Here is a 16,668-nt window from a genome sequence, read left to right as displayed (position 1 = left end):
ACAGTTGCCGCCGGAGTGAAGTCGTGAACTTCGCCTGGCGCCGGACCCCGGCAGCCGTGAGCGACACGGCTCCGGCGGATGTTTTGCTGTTGCACCACGCGCCCCTGCGGCGCGTCGATCCGCGCTATCTGTCCTGGTCCATCGATATTTCGGTGTTCGCTGGCGGCCTGTGGTGGGAGGGCGCGACCCGCGCCCGCCGCGGCGTGGGCACGCTGCCGGTGCCGCCCCTGTCCCTGGACAGTAAAAAGCTGGACCGGCTGGTGGCCTCGCTGGGGCCGGCCTATTTGCGCATCGGCGGTTCCGAGGCGGACAAAATCCACTATTTCGAGGCGCCGCCCGGGGAAAAGCAGGCGCTGGTGCTAAAACGGGAACAGTGGGACAGCCTGCAGGCCTTTATCGCGCGTCACGACCTGGGGCTGATCTTTACCTGCAAGTACGGCCTGTTCCGCCGCAGCGAGCACGGCAGCTGGGAGGGCGGCGAGCTGGAGCGCCTGCTGCGGTACAGCGTGGAGCGGGGCCAGCGGATCGACGTCTTCGAGCTGGGCAACGAACTCAATGCCTACTGGGCCTTTCACGGCCTGCGCTCCCAGCCGCGGGCGCGGCGCCTGGCGGCGGACTACGACACTTTTACCCGCCTGGTGCGCCGCTATTTCCCGCAGGCCCGCATCTCGGGGCCGGGCAGCGCCTTCTGGCCGCGGCTGGGGGAGACCGTGCGACCGTTCTCACGCATTACCCCGCGCTTCCTCGCCAGCCTCGAAAACGGCCTGGACATCGTCGACTGGCACTACTACCCCTTCCAGAGCGAGCGCAGCCCGGTGCGCACCCGCGCGGCCCGGGAGCGGCACATGCTGGACCCCAGGTCTTTCGAGGATTTCGCCCGTTACAGCCGGCAGCTGGCCCGCCTGCGCGACCGGTTCCAGCCGCGGGCGGAGCTGTGGACCGGGGAGACCGGCTCCGCCCAGTGCGGCGGCCAGCCCTTCCTGTCCGATCGCTGGGCCTCCAGTTTCTGGTGGGCCGACCAGCTGGGCATGGGCGCCACCCTGGGACAGCGGGTGATGGTGCGCCAGGCGCTGATCGGGGGCGATTACGGGCTGATCGACCGGCTTACCCTCAAGCCCCGCCCCGACTACTGGGTGAGCTGGCTGTGGCGGCGCCTGATGGGCGAAACCGTCTACAGCGTGCGCAGCAGCGACCCGCGCCTGCGGGCCTACCTGCATGCGCACCCCACGCGGGACATGCGCACCCTGTTGCTGATCAACCTCCACGACACGCCGCTGGCGGTGAACCTCGAGGGTTTCCCGGAACCCCTGGAGCGCTACACCCTGACCGCCAAGCACCCGGGCAGCCGCAGGCTGCGCATCAACGGGGTGAAACCCTCGCTGCGCAAGGGCCGGGTCGAACTCGGGGACTTTCCGCCCCTGCCGGTGGAGCCGCGCCTGCCTCCCCGCAGTATCAGTTTTTGGTTGCTACACCCCTGAGAATTGTCGGCCGGGCGACTTATTTGCGCGCGGGCACTCTGTTAATCTCCGTAGACCGCCCGCCGCGACGACTGTCGTACCGGCCGTGGGGCGTGAACCGCTAACAAAAAAATGGAGTTTGCCATGGCACTGGATACACTACCCTCCCTGCTCAATCACTGGGCCGATACCCGACCGGACAAGGTGTGGATGCGCGCCCTGGAAGAGGAGGGGTCCACCGACTGGACCTGGTCCCGGGCCAGGGAAGAGGCCATGGCGGTAGCCACGGTGCTGGAGGAGGACTTCGGTCACGGCGAGCGCATGGTGGTCCTGTCGAAGAACTGCCCCCACTGGTTCCTGGCGGATATGGCGATCATTGCCTCCGGCAACGTCACCGTGAGCATGTTCACCACGCTGCCGGCGGATACCGCCCAGTATATCCTGGAGTTCACGGGTGCCCGGGTGATGTTCGTCGGCGAAACCGCCAACTGGGAAGCGGTGAGTGGCGTACTCCCCGCCGATATCACCCTGGTGGCGCTGCCGGGGGTGGCGCTGGATCGGCCGCACCTCAAGTGGGACGACCTGGTCGAGCGCGGCGCCGGCCGCCGTCCCGCGCACGCCGCCACGCCCGACGAGCTGGTGTCGCTGGTGTTTACCTCGGGCACCACCGGCAAGCCCAAGGGTGTGATGCAGACCCACGAGAGCAACCTGGTCCCGATCCGCCGCTTCACCGCCGCGTTTGGCTCTGAAGAGGGCAGCCGTTATTTTTCCTACCTGCCGCTGTCGCATATTGCGGAGCGCCAGATCGTCGAGTTCGCCTCCCTGGTGGTGTGCGGCGAGGTGAGTTTCAATCGCGGCCTGGACACGGTACTGCCGGACTTGCAGCGCACCCGCCCGCAGATGTTCTTCGGGCCGCCGCGTATCTGGGAGCAGTTCCAGCAGGCCATCCTGGCCAAGCTGGGCGGCCAGGAGGCCCTGGACGGGATGCTGGCCGCGGACCGCGAGGGCGCCAGGCAATTGATTCTCCAGACCATCGGTCTCGACCAGGTGAATTACTGCCTTACCGCCGCCGCGCCAACCCCGCCGCCGTTGATTCACTGGTTCGGCGAGATCGGGCTGACCTTGATGGAGGGTTTCGGCCAGACCGAGGCCATGGGCCTGATCGTCAGCAGTTTCGAGGAGCGCCGCATCGGCTCGGTGGGCAAGCCCCTGCCCGGGGTGGAGTACCGGATCTCCGAGGAGGGCGAACTGGTGGTGCGTTCGGACGGCAATACCCCCGGGTATTACAAGGACCCGGAGAAAACCGCGGAGCTGTTGCGGGACGGCTGGCTGCACACCGGCGACAAGGCCCGGGTGGACGAGGACGGTTTTATCTACATCACCGGCCGGGTGAAGGATTATTTCAAGACCATCCAGGGCAAGTTCGTGGCGCCACCCCCCATCGAGGGCAGCTTTGCCAAGAACCCGCATACCGAGCAGCAGTGCCTGTTGGGCCGCGGCTATTCCAAGACGGTCATGGTCGCGGTGCTGACCGGGGACGCCCAGGCGCTGGACAGCTCGACAGTGGAACAGTCGGTGCGTGAAACGCTGGAGAGTATCAACGACACCTTGGAGAAGCACGCCCGTATCGGCGCGGTGATCCTGTCCCGCGAGCCCTGGAGCATCGAGAGCGGGGTGCTGACGCCGACCATGAAAATTCGCCGCGACCAGGTGGAGGAGCGCTTTGGGGAGACCGCCGAGCGCCTCGCCCGCGAGGCCGCCGAGCAAAAGGCGCTGCTGGTGCACTGGTTTGACTAGCGGCGCGCGCGGCGCGTGAGAGGAGGTTTATGAATATCTGGGTGGATGCCGACGCCTGTCCCGGCGCGATCAAGCAGATCCTATTTCGCGCCGCCCAGCGTACCGGCACCGCGCTGACCCTGGTGGCCAATCACGCCATGCAGGTGCCGGCCTCGCCGCATATACGCTTCCTGCACGTGGAGCGTGGCTTCGACGTGGCGGACAACGCCATCGCCGCGCGGGTCGAGGAGGGCGACCTGGTGATCACCGGGGATATTCCGCTGGCCGCGGAGGTGGTGGCCAAGGGCTGCCGGGCGCTGGGCCCGCGGGGGGAGCTGTATACCGAACAGAACGTCCGCGCCCGGCTCAATATGCGTGACTTCATGGCCACGCTGCGCGATAGCGGGGTCGATACCGGCGGCGCGGCGCCCCTCAGCCAGGCCGACCGGCAGCTATTCGCCAGTCGCCTGGATACGCTGTTGGCCCGCGCCTGAGTCGGCGGCCGGCGGCGCGTCCTCGCCCCTTTCCTCCAGCTCCTCCTCTTCTTCCTCTTCTTCGAGGCCCTGCGGTATCAGGTCGCCGCTCTCGTCGTCCAGGCCGCGGGGGTCCAGGTCGAAGGCCGTGGGCGCGGCTTCCAGTACGGCGGCCTCGAAGGGAGTCTGCTGCGCCGCCGGCAGGCGTGCGGTGCGTACACACTGGATGCCGATGTAGAGCGCAAACAGGCCGCACAGGATCGCCGAGCCCCAGAACAGGGCCGCCGGATTGAAGGCGGTCATGGCCTGGCCCAGCAGCAGCGGGGCGACCGCCGAGCACAGGGCATTGAGCATCAACACCGAGGTGCCGATCTCCACGAACTCCTTGCTGCTGGAATTGTCCGCCGCCATCGCCAGCGAAATGGCGTACATGGGCATGACGCAGGCGCCGAAGCCGAACACCGCCGCCAGGTGCCAGGGCCGGCCCACGCTGAACGCCACTGCCGCCGACGCCAGGGCGCCGAGAACGCACAGCGCCAGCATCACCTGGCGCCGGTCCACCCGGTCCGACAACCAGCCGATGGGATACTGGAACAGGGCGCCGCCGGCGATGGCCGCGGTGATGAACAGGGTGACATCGTTGAGCGACTGGCTGTAGCGCTGGGCGAACACCGCCCCCAGGGACCAGAAGCCCCCGACCACTAGGCCGGAGACCATGGTGCCGGCGAAGGCGGGTTTGCTGCGGCGATACAGCAGGCTGAAACGGGTGCGGGTGGACTCCAGCGGCGCCGGGGCCAGCCGGCTGGTCAGGCCCACCGGCACGATGGCCAGGGCCAGGAACACGGCGGCCAGGGTGAAGGGGGTCGAGGAACTGGCCGGACCCACGTTGATCAGTCCCTGCCCGGCGGCCATCGACATCAGCACGATGAAGGTGTAGATCGCCAGCACCTGGCCGCGGGATTGCGGGGAGGCCTGGTCGTTGAGCCAGCTCTCGATCACCGTGTACAGGCCGCAGATCACCGCGCCGGTGAAAAAGCGCAGCACCAGCCACGGCGCCCAGCCGTCCAGCATCTCCAGGCCCAGCAGCGCGCAGGTCATGATCGCGGTGAGCACGGCGAAACTGCGGATGTGGCCCACCTTGGCGATAATCCGCGGAATAAACAGGGCGCCCGCCACAAAGCCCAGGAAGTAGCTCGACGCGCTCATGCCGATCTGGAACTCCGACAGCCCGTTGATCGAGCCGCGCAGGGGCAGCAGGGTGAGCTGCATGCCGTGCCCGATCAGCAGCAGCGAGGTGGAGACCAGCAGCGAGGTGACTGTGAAGAGTGCTCTCATGATAGCGGGTAAATGGGGTCGGGAAGTTCAGGTCGCAAGGGTACAGGTTTCGCGCCACGGGACAATTCCCCGCGCGCGTTAATCGTGGTACTTGTGCCGAAATCAGGCACCTGCGCGCTAGCGAACCCGGGTGCCCGCCAGGCTGTGCTTTGCCGCCCGCAGCCGGTCGGCAAACGCGGACCCCTTGCGCAGGGCCAGGGTGGTGACCAGCACGTCGATGATCACCAGCTGGGCAATGCGCGAGGTCATCGGGGTGTAGAGCTCGGTATCCTCGCCACCTTCCACCGCGAGCACCAGTTCGCAGGCCCGCGCCAGCGCGGACCCCGGGGCGGTGAGGCCGATCACGGTGGCGCCGCAGTCGCGGCCCATGCGCGCGATATCGACAATGGCCCGGGTGCGGCCGGTGTAGGAGATGCAGACCAGGCAGTCCTGCTCTGCCAGGCCGGCGGCGGCCACGCGCTGGTTGATGATGTCGCTGTGCGTCGTCACCGGGGTGTCGAAGCGCAGCAGTTTGTGCTGGGCGTCCTGGGCCACCGAGGCCGATGCGCCGAGGCCGCACAGCACAATGGCGCGAGCGTCGTGCAGGGCGTCGACGGCCTTCTCCAGGGCCTTGTAGTCGAGGTTGTTGTGGGCGCTGTCGAGACTGGCGTGGGTGGCCTCGAAGATCTTTGCCGCCACATGGCTGGCGGCGTCGCCGACCTCGATATCCCGGGTCATGCTGGGTCGCGATCGCGCCAGCTCCCCGGCCAGCCGCAGCTTGAAGTCGGGAAAGCCCTGGGCGCCCATGGCGCGGCAGAAGCGGTTCACCGTGGGCTCGCTCACTCCCACGGCCGCCGCGAGGCGGGCGATGGGCGTGTTCAATACCGCTTCCGGATTGGCCAGTACGTAATCGATCAGTTTGCGTTCCGATTTGCTGCGACGCGCTTCGGTGTTGCGCAGTTCCGCCATCAGGCTCATGGGCATGTCTCTGTCGTGGTGTGGTAAAAATGTAATAAAACAACGTTATCGTGGCAAGGCTTGCGTGGGCTTTTTCGCGCCGCGGGGCTGGCTCGAGGCGGGGCGTATTCGAGTCGACGAGTTTCTGGTCGTGCGACGATCCAGTCTCGGCCTTTTATCCGCCGTGAAGGGCGGGTCTCGGCAATGCGCCCTTGCGACATCGATAGGGATGCGCTAGAGTCAAAAATGTAATAAAACTACTTAATTGGAGTTGTGAAGATGATTGGCGAGCTGCTCGCGCCCTGTCGCGTGCTACCGGTAATTACCGCTGGTGACGAGGCCGGGACGGTACGGCTGTGCCGCGCGCTGGCGGCAGCGGGCATGCGCGCGGTGGAAATCACCCTGCGCACCCCCGCGGCCCTCGACAGCCTGCGCGCGGTCAAGGCCGAACTGCCGCAGTTGCTGGTCGCGGCGGGCACCGTGACCAACCCCCGCGAGCTCGACGCGGCGCTGGAGGCGGGGGCGGACATCCTGGTCAGTCCGGGGGCGACGGCGTCGCTGTTGCGCGCCGCCGCGGAGCGCCGGGCGCACTTCGTGCCCGGGGTCGCCACGGCCTCCGAGGTCATGCAGGGTCTGGATCACGGCATCGACACCTTCAAGTTGTTCCCCGCCGCCGCGGCGGGCGGCATTGGCCTGCTCAAGTCCCTGGCGGGCCCCTTTCCCGGTGTTCAATTCTGTCCCACCGGCGGGCTCACCGCGGACAACTTCCGCGACTACCTGGCGCTGCCCAACGTTGTATGTTGCGGCGGGTCTTGGATGGTCGCCCCGGCGCTGGTCGAGGCCGGCGACTGGGATCGTATTGCGGCCCTGGCGGCGGACGCCATGGCCGAACACAACCACAGGGAGTAAGCACCATGGCGCAACATCAACCGATCCGGGTCGGGATCATGGGTTTCGGCCAGACCGGCCGGCAGATTTACGACCTCGCCTCGCGCAGCGACGACGTGGAGGTGGTGGCGATCGCCGATATCGGCAAGGCCGACATCCTGCACTACCTGCTGTGCTCGGAAGTGAGTGATCCCGGGCGGCACAGCCTGCAGGGCAACTTCCTGGTCAACCCGCGTTTCCGCTCGCGGCTGATGCGTATCGACACGCCGGCGGAAATGCCCTGGGACATGTTCGGGGTGGACATGGTGATCGACTCCACCGGCAAGTTCCGCGATGGCGCCGCGATGCGCGACCACCTGGACAACGGCGCCCCCCGGGTGCTGTTGCGGACCCTGCCGGTGGACACCATCGACCGCATCGTGATTCCCGGCATCAATGGCGGCGAGGCCAGCGCGGCGGACCGGATGATATCCGCCGGCTCGGCCACCACCACCGCCCTATGCCTGTTGTTGCATATCCTCTCGGCGCGTTTCGGGATCGAGTGCGGCAGCATGACCACGGTGCACGCCTATACCTCGGACCAGGCGCTGCAGGACTATGCCGGCTCCGACTACCGCCGCAGCCGCTCGGCCGCCGAGAACATCATTCCCAACAGCCACGAGGCGGGTTTGTGGCTGGGGCGCGTGCTGCCCGCCCTCGACGGCAAGATCCTCACCTCCGCGCTCAATGTGCCCATCCACGAGGGTTGCCTGCTGGATTTGAACCTGGTGATGGCGGACGCCGGGGTGACGCCGGAGGCGGTAAACGACGCGGTGCGCGAGCGCGCCGCGGATTTCCCCGGGGTGGTCGGCGTGGCCGAGGACCCGATCGTGTCCTCGGACGTGATCGGCAGCGCCTATTCGCTGCTGTTCGACGCCCGCGGCACGATCAAGGCCGGCGATCACACCATCAAGTGCCTGGGCTGGTACGAGAACCTGGGCCACGCCGCGCGCCTGCTGGACGTGGTGCGCCTGTACGCCGGACTGGATAGCAAGGAGGAGGCTGCCTGATGAAAGTCGCCATCAATGGATTCGGCCGCATCGGCCGCTCGGTATTTCGCATCCTGGAGCAGGTGGAGGGGGTGGACGTGGTCGCCGTCAACGACCTGTTCGACCCCGAGGCGCTGCGCTACCTGCTCAACTACGACACGGTGATGGGCCCCTTCGGCCGCGAGCTGAAACTCGAGGGCGACCACTTCGTGACCCCCAGGAGCCGCGCCAAGCTGCTCAGCGAGCGCGACCCGGCGGCGCTGCCCTGGGCGGAGATGGGCGTGGACGTGGTGGTGGAGTCCACCGGCGTGTTCCGCAAGCGCGCGCAGCTGGAGCAGCACCTGCAGGCCGGGGCCGGACGCGTGGTGTTGACCGTGCCGGCCGCCGATCCGGTGGACTACACCGTGGTGCTGGGGGTCAACGAGGACGGCCTGCGGCCCGACCACCGTATTATTTCCAATGCCAGCTGTACCACCAACTGCCTGGCGCCGATGGCGCGCGTGCTCGATGACGCCTTCGGCATCGAGGAGGGTGTGATCAACACCGTGCACGCCTACACCAACGACCAGCGCCTGGCCGACGTGCCGCACTCCGACTGGCGGCGCAGTCGCGCCGCGGCGGAAAACATTATCCCCACCTCCACCGGCGCCGCCAAGGCGGTGGGCGAGGTGCTGCCGCAATTGCGGGGCAGGCTGCACGGTATCGCCGCGCGGGTGCCGGTGCCCGACGGTTCGGTGGTGGACCTGTTCGTCAAGCTCGTGAAGGACATCGCAGTTGAGGACGTGCACGCGGCGGTGCGCGAGGCGGCCCAATCCGAGCGCCTGCGGGGTATCCTGCAGTTCAGCGACCGGCCGATCGTGTCCTCTGATATCATCGGCAACTCGCACTCGTCGATCTACGACTCCGGTTTCACTGCCGTCACCGGGGGGCGCTATCTGCGGGTACTCAATTGGTACGACAACGAATGGGGCTATTCCAGCCGGGTGTGCGATTTGCTCTCGCGTGTGGGCGGCTGGTAGGGCCCGAAGAGGGAGAACATGGAAGAGGAACAGGCCGACTACAGCCTGCTGCGCAGCAACGTCAGCTTTCTCGGGCGCCTGCTGGGAGAGACCATCGCCGCGGCCGAGGGCGAGGACTTCCTGGAACTGATCGAACGCATCCGCGGCCTGTCCAAGACCGCCCGCCTGGCCTCCGGCGAGGACGATAGCGTGGCCCGGGAGGAACTGCTCGCGGAGCTGCGCAACCTGGACAATGAGAAGCTGGTGCCGGTGGCCCGGGCCTTCAGCCAGTTCCTCAACCTGGCCAATATCGCCGACCAGCACCACACCGTGTCGCGGCATATGGACCCGCTGTTTTCCGCTTCCCAGCACCTGGCCGACGGTCTCGCCGAGCTGCGGGCCGAGGGGGTGTCGGAGGACGACATCCGCGGCGCCATCGACCAGCTGCGGATCGAACTGGTGCTCACCGCGCATCCCACCGAGATCATGCGGCGCACGCTGATTCACAAGCATACCGAGATTGGCCGCTGCCTGTCCCAGCTCGAACTGAGCGGTCTCACCGAGCGCGAGCAGCAGCGCCTGCACGGCCGCTTGCGGGAGCTGATCGCCCAGATCTGGTACGGCGACGACTTCCGCCTGCAGCGGCCGACGCCGGTGGACGAGGCCAAGTGGGGCTTCGCGGTGGTGGAGGACTCCCTGTGGCGGGCGGTGCCGGAGTTCCTGCGCCGCCTGGACACCGCCCTGCGCGATTGCTGCGGGCACGGCCTGCCCCTGGAGGCGGCGCCGGTCACCTTTACCTCGTGGATCGGTGGCGATCGCGACGGCAACCCCAATGTCACCCACGCGGTGACCGACGAGGTGATGTGGCTCAGCCGCTGGCAGGCCACCGACCTCTACCTCAAGGATGTCGACGAGCTGGTCGAAGAGCTCTCCATGACCCGCTGCAACGAGCGCCTGCGCGAGCTATCGGGGGATGCCCACGAGCCCTACCGCGAGGTACTGCGGGGCCTGCGCGGCACCCTGCGCCGACACCTGGCGGATATCGAGGCCGTGCTCGAGGGGGAGGGGGCCCGCGCGTTGCAGCCCCTGGGCGAGGACGTGCTGTGGCAACCGCTGGAGGCCTGCTACCAGTCCATGATCGACTGCGGCATGACGACCATCGCCAATGGCGGCCTGCTCGATTTGCTGCGCCGGGTACGCTGTTTCGGGGTCAACCTGGTGCGCCACGATATTCGCCAGGACAGCGCCCGCCACACCCAGGTCTTGTCCGAGCTCACCAGCTACCTCGGCCTGGGCGACTACGCCGAGTGGGACGAGCAGGCCCGTTGCGCCTTCCTGTTGCAGGAGTTGAGCAGCCGGCGGCCGCTGATCCCGCCACGCTGGCAGCCATCGGAGGACGCAGCGGAAGTGCTGGCCACCTGCGAGGTGATCGCCCGGCAACCGCAAGGGGCGCTTGGCGCCTATGTGATCTCCATGGCGCGCCAGGCCTCGGATGTGCTGGCGGTGCACCTGCTGCTGCGCGAGACCGGCTGCCCCTTCAACATGCCGGTGGCGCCGCTGTTCGAGACCCTCGACGACCTGTCCCGCGCCAATGAGGTCATTCGCAGCCTGCTGGACAACCCCTGGTACCGCGGCCATATCGGCGGCCAGTTGATGGTGATGATCGGCTACTCCGACTCGGCCAAGGACGCCGGTGTGCTCGCCGCCTCCTGGGCCCAGTACCGCGCCCAGGAGGAGTTGCTGGCCGCCTGCGCGGAACACGATGTGGCGCTGACCCTGTTCCACGGCCGCGGCGGCACCATCGGCCGCGGCGGCGCGCCGGCCCACGCCGCGCTGCTGTCGCAGCCGCCGGGTTCGCTGAAGAACGGCCTGCGGGTTACCGAACAGGGTGAGATGATCCGCGCCAAGCTCGGCTGGACCTCCCTGGCGGTGAAAACCCTGGCCCTGTACACCACCGCGATCTGCCGCGCCAACCTGTCCACGCCGCCGGCGCCGAAACCGGAGTGGCGGGAGGTCATGGAGTCGCTGTCGGCGGACTCCTGCGAGGCCTACCGGGCGGTTATCCGCGGCGAGCCGGAATTCGTTCCCTACTTCCGCTACGCCACCCCGGAACAGGAGCTGGCGGGCCTGCCCCTGGGCTCGCGGCCGGCGCGGCGGGCGAAGGGCGGCGGCATCGAGAGCCTGCGCGCGATTCCGTGGATATTCGCCTGGTCCCAGAACCGCTTGATGCTGCCGGCCTGGCTGGGGGCGGGCAAGGCCCTGCAGTTGGCCATCGATCGCGGCCAGCAGGATCTGTTGCAGGAGATGGCCGCGTCCTGGCCTTTCTTCGCCACCCGGCTGTCGATGTTGGAGATGGTCTTCGCCAAGGCGGACGCGGGGTTGTCGGCACACTACGACGACTGCCTGGTGCCGCGGGAGCTGCGACCGATCGGCGACGAGCTGCGCGCGCAACTGGCCCACGACTGCGCCACCGTGCTGGCCCTCAACGGCGTCGCGGCGCCGCTCGAGGACTCGCCCTGGATACGCCAGTCCATTCACCTGCGCAATATCTACACCGACCCGCTCAACGTGCTGCAGGCGGAACTGCTGCAGCGCCAGCGCAAGGAGCCGGAGGCGCAGCTGGACCAGGCGGTCATGGTGACCTTCGCCGGCATCGCCGCCGGCATGCGCAATACCGGCTAGTGGACCGCCGGAACACCGCCGCTGCCCCCATGGGGGGCGGCGACTTCACTTGACCCCCGCGGGGAAGCTGCACACAATGTTTCCCCGCTATCCCCACCAGGGGACCCGATCCCGGCCGCTGTCGCCGATCCGGCAGTCAGTGGCCGCAATTACCCGACCTGCGAGGCCGACCCTATGAGGCACCTGATCCGAATCCTGATGGTAGTAACTGCGTTTTCCCTGCTCGTCCAGGGCGCGCGCGCCGACAGTTACAGCGAGGCGCTGGAATCCTTTAAAAATGCGGGGGAGAGCGGCAAGTTCTTCGACACCGCCTACGGTTACGCGCTGTTTCCCACCGTCGGCAAGGGCGGTATCGGTATCGGCGGCGCCCACGGCAAGGGGCGTGTCTACGCACAGGGCCAACACGTCGGAAACTCCACCATGACCCAGGTCACGGTGGGCTTCCAGCTGGGCGGCCAGGCTTTCAGCCAGGTGATTTTCTTTGAAGACCAGCGGGCCTTCGAGGAATTCACCAGCGGCAATTTTGAATTCAGCGCCCAGGCGACCGCGGTGGCGATCACCGCCGGGGTCTCCGCGGAGGCCAACACCGGTGGCGGTACCTCGGCGGGCGCCAGCGGCGGCCGCAACGACGCCAAGACCGCCCACGGCGGCTATCGCAAGGGCATGGCGATTTTCACCATCGCCAAGGGCGGGCTGATGTACGAGGCCACCCTGGGCGGGCAGAAGTTCAGCTACACGCCGCTCTAAAACCCGCGGCCCGCCAGTTGCGCGGGCCGTGGTAAATCCACGGGCACGTCGTCTCCCCGCGACGTGCCGTTTCATCTGGCGCCGCGCGCGGCCTGCATGAAGCTTCCGGTTCCCCGTTCGTTATAGGAGTGTATGGCGTCGCCGTGCGCGGTTTGCGCGTGCCTGGCGAAACTGCCTGGCGAATGCCGAGCCAACAACGATAGCGAAAAGGAGAACGTGTATGTCCAGAGCCTGGACTCTGAGGGGACTGATTCCCCTGGCGCTGGCGGCGGCGACTGCCGCGGCCGCGCAGCAGCCCGACGAAGCGCAGGTCAGGGAATTTATCGATGCCGCGGGGGAGCGCGCCGGAGAATTGTCGGTGCGCAATTCCCGCGCCCAGTGGGTGTTCCAGAATTTCATCACCCACGACACCCAGTTGATGTCGGTGGCGACGCGCAAGGCCCTGACCATCGAGGGCGGTGACAACGCCCGCCGGGCGCGGGAGTACATGGCCTTCCCCGGGCTGTCGGATCGCACCCTGCGCGACCTGGAGCTGATCCGGCACGAGGTGTCGGTACCCTCGCCGGCGGACGCGGACAGCACCACGGAGCTGGTGGAGATCGGCGCCGAGCTGAAAAGCCTGTACTCCACCGGCAAGTACTGCGACGACACCGGCGAGTGCGCGACCCTGCGCGACATGGAGCTGCGCCTGGCCAACAGCCGCGACCCGGATGAGCTGCTCGAGTTGTGGCGGGGCTGGCGCCAGGTGTCCCCGCCCATGCGCGACCTCTACGCCCGCCAGGTGACCCTGGCCAACCGCGGCGCCCGGGAGCTGGGCTACCGCGACCTCGGCGACTACTGGCGCAGCCGCTACGATATGAGCGGCGACGCCTTTGCCGCCGACATGGAGCGCTACTGGCAGGAGGCCAAACCCCTGTACGACGCCCTCCAATGCCATGTGCGCGACCGGCTCGAGGCCTTCTACGGCGAGGAGGTCATGCCCGGCGACGGGACCATTCCGGCGCATCTGCTCGGCAATATGTGGGCCCAGGGCTGGTCCAATATCGAGGACGTGGTGATGGGGGGCGAGTACCGCGCGCCCTACAACCTCACCCAGATTCTCGCCGAGCGCGACATGGATGCCCTGGACATGGTGGAGATGGCGGAGGGCTTCTTCACCTCCCTGGGCCTGGAGCCGCTGCCGGACACCTTCTGGGAGCGCTCCCTGTTCACCCGGCCCCAGGACCGCGAAGTGGTGTGCCACGCCAGCGCCTGGAATGTCGACGCCGTGGACGACCTGCGCATCAAGATGTGCATCCAGCGCACCGGCGAGGAAGTGCGCGTGGTGCACCATGAACTGGGGCACAACTACTACCAGCGCGCCTACAACGACCAGCCATTCTACTACCGCGGCTCCGCCAATCCGGGTTTTCACGAGGCGGTGGGCGACGCCATCGCGCTGTCGGTGACGCCGGACTACCTGGTGCGGATCGGCCTGCTGGACGAGCGTCCGGCAACCAGTGACGACAACACCATCGCCCAGCTGATGAAGCTGGCGCTGGACAAGGTGGCCTTCCTGCCCTTCGGCTACATCATGGACAAGTGGCGCTGGCAGGTGTTCGCCGGTGAGGTCGGGGCGGATCAGTACAACGACGCCTGGTGGCGCCTGCGCCGGGAGTACCAGGGCGTGTCCAGCCCCGCGCCGGGGGCGGCCGGGGACTTCGACCCCGGGGCCAAGTTCCATATTCCCGCCAATGTCTCCTACAGCCGCTACTTCCTGGCCCACCTGCTGCAGTTCCAGTTCCACCGCGAGCTCTGCGAGCAGGCCGGTTTCGACGGCCCCCTGCACGCCTGCTCGGCCTACGGCAGCGAGCGCGCCGGCGAGGCGCTGCACGCCATGCTCGGCGCCGGCAAGAGCCAGCCCTGGCAGGATACCCTGGAAGACTTCACCGGCCAACGCGATGTCGACCCCTCGGCCATGCTGGAGTACTTCGCTCCGCTCAAGGCCTGGCTGGACGAGCAGAACCGCGGCCGCCAGTGCGGCTGGCAGGGCGCTTCTTAGCCCAGCAGCGCGATAGACGCGGCGGCCACCGCCGCCGCCAGCACCATCCCGGCACCCAGCACCAGTGGGTGCCGGCCCTCCACCAGCCGCGCCAGTACCGCGCGGCGATCGACCCGCACCCCCCGCTGGGCCATGGGCACGATCCACTGCTCCAGCTGGCTCTCCGGAAAGGCCGGGGCCCAGGCCGGGCCGGCGTGGACCAGGACGTCGTCGATCATCAGGAACCAGCCGTGGTAGAGAATGCGGGCGCCGCCACCCAGGTGGTAGGTGTTGCGGTGATCCACCAGCAGCAAGCTGTCGCCGAGCACGCCGATATGTCCCGCGGGGCTGCGCAGGTACAGACCCAGGGCGCCGGCCGGGCCGGCCAGCAGCACCAGCAGCGCCGCCATGTGGTGGACGTCCACCCGGGCGATAATGGCCGCCACCAGCGCCAGGCAGGCGCAGGCCAGGTAGAGACGGGTCAGGCGGCGCAATCGCGGGTCGCGGGCCGGGGACCGGTCCAGCCAGACAATGCGATCGCCGCCCCCCTCAATGGGTTCCGCGCCGCGCAGCTGGCCGGGGTTGAAGGCGATGCCCCGCAGGTGCTGCAGGTAGGACAGCGCCGCGGCCCCGGCCGCCAGCAGGCACAGCGCGGTAACCAGCGCCTGCCATAGCAATCCCCACAGCCAACGCGCCCGTTCCCCCTCGCTGATCAGCGCCTCGAGCAGGTCGGAGCGCAGGGGAGCCTCGGCCTGGCCGTCGCCGTTGAAGCGTTGCAGGGCGGGCTGCTCCGGGTCCAGCACCAACAGCTTTTGCCCCCAGGCGAGCACTTGCTGCGGGCGGAAGCCGGCGGGCAGGGGCAGTTGCCGCAGAAAGGCCCACTGGTCGTCGAACAGGTACAGGCCGCGATCGCCGGTCTGAGGGTGGTAGAGGATGGCCCACCACTTCTCCCCGAGGTAGCCGAAATCGCCGACCCGCTCGCGCCCCAGTGCCAGCGCCGGTGGGGCCAGCAACAGGATTTCGTCCAGTTGCTGGCCCAGGGCCTCGTCCTCGTAGCGCAGTACGCTCAGCGCGGGGCCGTCGGGACTGTTGCTGTACAGCAGACCGTCGCGCGGCAACAGGCTCGGCGGGCTCGCAAAGGCGCGGTCCGCTACCGCGACCTCTTCGCCGCCGGCGCCGAGCTTGCGCAAACGGCCCGGTTCGCCGAAGGCCTGCAGCACCATGCCGGTAAAGGGATGCGCCACCTGTGCCGCCGGCGCCGCGCCGCGGGGCCCGAAGGGCGCGCAATCGGGGGGCGCCAGCGCGCAGCGCCACACGCTTTCGGCCCCTGGCGGTTCGCCGTCATCCGCGCTCTCGAGGCGGCCGACGAGCAGGTAATCGGTACTTTCCGGCAGCGCCAGTACAGCGCTGGCCGTGGACAGGCCCAGGGTGGAGAGGGGCAGTGATTCGCTGCCCACGCCGGCCCGATCGTGCAGCAACAGCGCGTCGGGGGTGAGTAGCAGCAGGCCGCCGCCGTGCAGGGCGGCGACGGCCCGCGCGCCGGTGATCGGCTCCGCTTGCGGCAACAGTACCCGGGCCGCCAGTGCCGCCACCAGGGCCAGCAGGGCGCAGGTTGTTAACAGCAGGTAGCGGCGCTTTTGCGCGCGGGCACGGCGGGGGCGTTCGCGCAGGGCCGAGGTGGCGCGGAAAGGGCTAAGTGCGTAGGGGTTGGGGGGCGGCGGCGGGACCGCCGCCCGGGCCCTGGCCTCGGCGCGGGCGCGCCGTGCCTCGGCCTTGGCCCGCGCCTTGCGCCGGGCGGCTTGCGCCTTTTCCTGGCGCCTGGCCTCCGCCCTGGCTTCCGCCTCGGCCCGGGTCCGCCGCGCGGCGTCTTCGGCGGCGCGCTGGCGCGCGGCCTCGGCTTGTCGCCGGCTTTCCTCCAGCGCCTCGCGCTCGGCGCGGACCCTTTCCCGGGCGCGTTCGGCGGCGTCGCGCTCGAGGTTGGCGCTGCTCACGGCCCATTTCTGGTCGATGTGATCGCTTTCGCGCTCGGGTACAGCGCCGGCGCGCGCGCCGCTGCCGTCGGCGTTGGGCGCGGGTTGCGCGACAGTGTCGTCGCGCACCAGTTCGGCCACCACCCCCAGCTTGCTCAACTGGTGGAAAAGGTCGGCGGCGGTCTTGCGGTCGAGGTCACTGCGCAGCACCAGGGGTTCGCCGCTGAAGCAGCGCGCGAGAAATGCCGGGTTGTCGATCCCCAGCAGCGCCGCGAAGCGCTGCTTGACCTTGTCCGGGCTGTAGCCCGGTTGAATCTTCCCCTTGAACGTGAGGTTAAACCTGTGCACCTCGCGTCAA

12 protein-coding genes are annotated in these 16,668 nt (G+C 68.3%); 9 read left to right on the top strand and 3 right to left on the bottom strand.

Annotation, left to right across the window (positions count from 1 at the left end; genetic code table 11):
- The first annotated feature begins 56 nt into the window (after positions 1–56).
- From JYP50_RS09365 to JYP50_RS09355, 3 genes are all read left to right on the top strand, one after another.
- Positions 57–1,478, top strand: a complete 1,422-nt coding sequence (locus JYP50_RS09365) for a glycoside hydrolase (RefSeq protein ID WP_347136756.1) — start codon at positions 57–59, stop codon at positions 1,476–1,478.
- A 123-nt stretch (positions 1,479–1,601) separates the two neighbouring features.
- Positions 1,602–3,254, top strand: a complete 1,653-nt coding sequence (locus JYP50_RS09360) for an AMP-binding protein (protein WP_206560245.1) — start codon at positions 1,602–1,604, stop codon at positions 3,252–3,254.
- A 29-nt stretch (positions 3,255–3,283) separates the two neighbouring features.
- Positions 3,284–3,727 (top strand): YaiI/YqxD family protein, encoded by a 444-nt coding sequence (locus JYP50_RS09355; protein WP_206560244.1) that lies wholly within the window; start codon positions 3,284–3,286, stop codon positions 3,725–3,727.
- Here JYP50_RS09355 and JYP50_RS09350 read toward each other — a convergent pair.
- Both JYP50_RS09350 and hexR read right to left on the bottom strand, forming a co-directional pair.
- Entirely contained in the window at positions 3,686–5,041 is a 1,356-nt protein-coding gene (locus JYP50_RS09350; RefSeq protein ID WP_206560243.1) for an MFS transporter, read from the bottom strand. The two genes, JYP50_RS09355 and JYP50_RS09350, sit on opposite strands and share 42 nt — an antisense overlap.
- Before the next feature lie 117 nt (positions 5,042–5,158).
- Positions 5,159–5,998, bottom strand: a complete 840-nt coding sequence (gene hexR, locus JYP50_RS09345) for a transcriptional regulator HexR (RefSeq protein ID WP_206560242.1) — start codon at positions 5,996–5,998, stop codon at positions 5,159–5,161.
- Between the two features lie 258 nt (positions 5,999–6,256).
- Here hexR and eda point away from each other — a divergent pair, with 258 nt between their 5' ends.
- The 6 genes from eda (at position 6,257) to JYP50_RS09315 (ending at position 14,361) form a co-directional block, all read left to right on the top strand.
- Positions 6,257–6,886: a bifunctional 4-hydroxy-2-oxoglutarate aldolase/2-dehydro-3-deoxy-phosphogluconate aldolase gene (eda, locus tag JYP50_RS09340; RefSeq protein WP_206560241.1), complete on the top strand. Its 630-nt coding sequence runs from the start codon at positions 6,257–6,259 to the stop codon at positions 6,884–6,886.
- Between the two features lie 5 nt (positions 6,887–6,891).
- Positions 6,892–7,914, top strand: coding sequence for a type I glyceraldehyde-3-phosphate dehydrogenase (locus tag JYP50_RS09335; RefSeq protein WP_206560240.1), 1,023 nt, complete (start codon positions 6,892–6,894; stop codon positions 7,912–7,914).
- Positions 7,914–8,912 carry a type I glyceraldehyde-3-phosphate dehydrogenase gene (gene gap, locus JYP50_RS09330; protein WP_206560239.1) on the top strand — a complete coding sequence of 333 codons (999 nt, stop codon included), beginning with the start codon at positions 7,914–7,916 and terminating at the stop codon, positions 8,910–8,912. Before JYP50_RS09335 ends, gap begins: the two co-directional genes overlap by 1 nt.
- An 18-nt stretch (positions 8,913–8,930) precedes the next feature.
- Entirely contained in the window at positions 8,931–11,573 is a 2,643-nt protein-coding gene (gene ppc / locus JYP50_RS09325; RefSeq protein ID WP_206560238.1) for a phosphoenolpyruvate carboxylase, read from the top strand.
- A 174-nt stretch (positions 11,574–11,747) separates the two neighbouring features.
- On the top strand, positions 11,748–12,320 hold the full coding sequence (locus JYP50_RS09320; RefSeq protein ID WP_206560237.1) for a YSC84-related protein: 573 nt from the start codon (positions 11,748–11,750) through the stop codon (positions 12,318–12,320).
- A 220-nt stretch (positions 12,321–12,540) separates the two neighbouring features.
- Positions 12,541–14,361 (top strand): M2 family metallopeptidase, encoded by a 1,821-nt coding sequence (locus JYP50_RS09315; RefSeq protein WP_206560236.1) that lies wholly within the window; start codon positions 12,541–12,543, stop codon positions 14,359–14,361.
- Here the strand turns inward: JYP50_RS09315 and JYP50_RS09310 are convergent.
- A complete protein-coding gene (locus JYP50_RS09310; protein ID WP_206560235.1) occupies positions 14,358–16,658 on the bottom strand; it encodes a hypothetical protein in 2,301 nt (766 codons plus the stop codon). The two genes, JYP50_RS09315 and JYP50_RS09310, sit on opposite strands and share 4 nt — an antisense overlap.
- Positions 16,659–16,668: the final 10 nt, after the last annotated feature.

Source organism: Parahaliea mediterranea, from assembly GCF_017255185.1.
Classification (GTDB): Bacteria; Pseudomonadota; Gammaproteobacteria; order Pseudomonadales; family Halieaceae; genus JAFKCZ01.
The sequence above is the reverse complement of the archived record's forward strand: the minus strand, read 5'-3'. Positions and strand labels throughout refer to the sequence as shown.